Source organism: Streptomyces chiangmaiensis, assembly GCF_036281785.1.
Lineage (GTDB): Bacteria > Actinomycetota > Actinomycetes > Streptomycetales > Streptomycetaceae > Streptomyces > Streptomyces chiangmaiensis.
Genome location: NZ_JAYWVC010000665.1, coordinates 1 through 809, shown reverse-complemented (window position 1 = coordinate 809; position 809 = coordinate 1). Strand labels below are relative to the sequence as shown.

Annotated in this window: 1 protein-coding gene and 1 pseudogene; both read right to left on the bottom strand. The window is 69.1% G+C overall.

The genetic code is table 11. The annotated features are described in order from the left end of the window. Window positions 1-366, bottom strand: a pseudogene (locus VXC91_RS46300) (hypothetical protein); the annotation flags it as partial. Beyond that, on the bottom strand, window positions 363-776 hold the full coding sequence (locus VXC91_RS46295) for a hypothetical protein (protein ID WP_329513320.1): 414 nt from the start codon (window positions 774-776) through the stop codon (window positions 363-365). The pseudogene VXC91_RS46300 and the gene VXC91_RS46295, both read right to left, overlap by 4 nt. Window positions 777-809: the final 33 nt, after the last annotated feature.

Sequence of the window (809 nt, the reverse complement as noted above, 5' to 3'; positions counted from 1 at the left end):
GCGGCGTTCACGGACCTCGCCGTGCCGTCGCAGGAGCCGGTACATCGTCGACTCCGAGCACAGGTAGACGCCCCGGTCCAGGAGGACCGCGTAGATCTCGGCGGGCGCCATGTCGGCGAACTCCGGGGAATGGAGCACATCGAGGACCCGTATCTCCTCCTGGGGTACGAGAGCGCGAGGGTGTCGGTGCCGTTCCCGCCGCGGCTTGACCGGGGCGGGGCTTCGGCGGTGCCGGCGGTAGTAGGTGGCACGGCTCACGCCGAGCGCGGCGCATGCCTGGACGCGTCCGACCAGCCCAGTGAGCTCTTCGAGGGCCTGGTCGCGGGCGGTGCTGAACGCCACGGCCGCGAGCTGGGCCGCGGTCACTGGTTCTTCTCGCCCTTGCTGTTCTGGGCGCTGTCCGTGGCGAACTGGTCGAGCAGCGCGGAGAGTTTTCCCTGCACCTCGATGACGGTGCGAGCCTTGGCCAGATCGGCCTCCAGGCGGGCCTTCTCCGCCTTCAGCTTCTCGATCTCCTTGTCCCTCGGGTCCGCCTTCGGGCGTCCGGCCGGCGCGGCGAGTGCGTCCAGGGCGCCCTTGTCCCGCTGCTGCCGCCACGTCGTGATCAACGACGAATACAGGCCCTCCCGCCGCAGCAGAGCGCCCTTGCCCTTCTTGTCCAACGTCTCGTACTCCGCAAGGATCCTCGCCTTGTACTCCGCGGTATACCGGCGCGGACCGGTCGAACGGGCTTCCACCTGCGGATCAGGGGTCCCGTGGTCATCTCTGCTGGCCACCCGGGCACTACTCCTTCTCCGCCCTCGACTCAA